Genomic DNA, 2832 nt, shown 5'->3' with positions numbered 1-2832 from the left:
ATCCGGAACAATCCGCAAAAATTTTGCACATTATTTCCGAATCCGCCTGAAATAATTTGAAAAAGGGATTCTGAAATAATGTGCTAATTTACACTGTTTGTGTTATCAGTGTCGCAAATATGTCCTGTGGTGGTTAGCGAAACTAAAACGTGGAATTTTTTATATATAACGGAGTATAACAAAAAAGGATAAAATCTTTGGTATCAAGGGTTTAAATCTATTAAGTGTGTAACGGATTGATTTTTTAATATAGATAGGTATGTTTTTAACAAAGGTTTTTAACAACTAATAAACATTAATATAAACGTTAATATTATTTTAATAATTAAAGACATTTATATTCTAACGGTTTCCATTTTGAAACCGTTAGAATATAGTTGTGCTAAAATAAGCGTGTAAGCTCTTTTATTTGCTCTTATGAGCCTGATGTTGAAGTTTTGGCCCCTATTGGGAGCCCCATAGATAGATATTTATCATTTTTACTAGAATTATTCTTTATTTTTAATAGATTGTATTTTTTCCACTTCTTGAAGTTGTATTTTCTCCATTTCTAGAAGTGTAAATTTTACACTTCTCAACTCCCCAAGGGATTGAGACGTTTCATTAGAAGTATTTGCGCCATCAGTTAAATCGAAAGCAAGCGCTTAAAACAATATATTGATGAGAACTCTGGAATTGAAGGCTATGAAACCTCTTGGTATTCAAATATTAAAAGCATTGAAATCAGGAAAGAAAATAATGATATTGTTGTGATTATGGTAACAGATTTAGCAAAAGATGATGAAAAAATTAAAGGTGTTAGAGGTGCAGCACTTGGGTATTTAAATGCTAATAATGCACCATTTAGGGCGGATTTAGTAAGAATAGTAAACGAAAATGGCGAGAAGTTAGATGAAATGGAAACTTTAAATTAATGTCCAAAAAACCACGTGCTAAGAGTACAGGGACTTCCAACGTTTTTTACGATTACGGCTCATGAAAATTGTAGAATATGATTCTACAAAATAATCACCAGGGTTATTTCTCAGGTCTCCGATGGCATCTTCTAACGTCACAAATGGTTTTAAATCGGATCCTCTCATTTTATAGATAATGTGATTTAGAACGAAAAAATGGAGACAAAATCAGTTTGATTTAGGAAAAAGTATTGTATTTATTGATCCCCAAGAATGTTGACAGTCTTCTTGGGGTCTTAATTTTAGTGGACTTTACCCTAAAATAGACTTTAAACATCATCCTTTTAAATAAAAAATACAGAGTCAAATAAACCCTTTATAGAATAATTAAAACATATCAATGTTGAGCTTTTCGTCTCCATGATCCTACAATCTCCCTCAGTCTTTTTTTTCGGACTCTAGTTCTTTTTTTAGATACTCAATCTCATTCTCCAGTAAACGATTTTTGTTTTTTAAATGATCTATTACTTGAGTTTTAAGTAAAATTGTACTTTGTAAGTCATGAATATTCATTTTAAACACCCCTCTCATCCTACTTCATGTACACTTCACATAAGTCAATTCGTCCTCTTCCATGGCCTAACCATGCGTGAACGGTATCAATACATTCATTCACCGTTTTATAAAGCTCTCTCTCATTCTGAGATACCCCATAATCTTTCCTCATCCCCTTCGAATGATTATCTAGCATTTGGTGAATCATCCACTTCCCTTCATACTCAATCCCCTTGCTTTTGAACAAGTCCATAAGGGAATCCCTAGCGTATGTATGTCGAAACCCATGAGAACCTGTGTAATCATTAATTCCTGCCTTTTTAGCTGCACGTAGGTAAGCCGATTTTAAGCTATTGTATTTAATCGGGCACATATAATCACTCTTTGACTTATGTTGTATCAATTGTCGAATTCGTGACTCGTATTCAGGACGACAAGGTGCGACTCGAGGCCGTCCAGCCTTTGTAACACCATGAGCAGTATTTAGGGATTCCTTATCCTTCACAGCCACCCAAAACAACATATTGTTACGCTCTTCAATGTGGGCAACGCTTGTAAACGCGGCTTCTCGTAAACGCAATCCAAACGCCAACTGTAAATCCATCGCAATCCGAGCAATATCGGAGAGATGGTTTCTTAACAATTGAACTTTCTGAGACGTATAGGATCGATCCCTTGGTTTCTCTCTTGAATCAGTACTAATTAACCTTTGTTTAGGGATCCAATCACGTTCTCTCATTCTTTTTTCTGCTGAAACTTTAGCCATTCCCTTGGCTAGCAACCGGAGATTCGTCTCCACATTGATAAGATGACCATTAGATAAACCTTTTTCTTTCAGGTAGGAGATATAATCACGATAATGAACACGTTTGAGCTGATAGAGATCCCTTATATCTCTGTCTTTAAGCCATTTCACAAAGTTTTGACAATCAGACAGTGCATGTTTCATTTGTGTCGTAGAATGAATGCCTGTCTTCTTTCCATGATCCCTTAGATATTTCTTTGAAACACCATGGTAATCAATTTTCTTTAATGCAACAGTGACTTGATATTTAAGTGCATTTCCTTTCCCTCGTTTCGCCACCGTTTCGCCACACTAATCCCCCTTTAGATTTCTTTATAATCGCTTATAGTTCACACCAAATCTGTTATGGTTTACACCATTTTTGTTATAGTTGGCACCTGAAACGTTATAGTTCACACCATTTTTGTTATAGTTCAAACCAAATTGTAAAAAACGCATACAATTCCCATGTTTCAAGGTTCTACGTCATAAGGTGACGCATGAAAACGACTTCCCTCTTCTGAAACAGTGTCCGCATTGCCGGGCCAAGCGCCCGTTGCACCGCCACGGTTACTATGAGCGAAACGCATTGACCCC

General features: G+C 35.6%; 2 protein-coding genes. One reads left to right on the top strand and one right to left on the bottom strand.

What is annotated here, in order from left to right; genetic code table 11:
* Positions 1–749: 749 nt before the first annotated feature.
* On the top strand, positions 750–914 hold the full coding sequence (locus tag J2S06_RS16030; RefSeq protein ID WP_419152964.1) for a hypothetical protein: 165 nt from the start codon (positions 750–752) through the stop codon (positions 912–914).
* Positions 915–1488: 574 nt separating this feature from the next.
* On the opposite strand, the gene J2S06_RS16025 is transcribed toward J2S06_RS16030, so the two are convergent.
* Positions 1489–2535, bottom strand: a complete 1047-nt coding sequence (locus J2S06_RS16025; protein ID WP_419152963.1) for a tyrosine-type recombinase/integrase — start codon at positions 2533–2535, stop codon at positions 1489–1491.
* Between the last annotated feature and the right edge of the window lie 297 nt (positions 2536–2832).

It is taken from the genome of Bacillus alveayuensis, assembly GCA_030812955.1.
Lineage (GTDB): Bacteria > Bacillota > Bacilli > Bacillales > Aeribacillaceae > Bacillus_CB > Bacillus_CB alveayuensis.
This window is presented reverse-complemented; position numbering and strand designations above follow the sequence as displayed.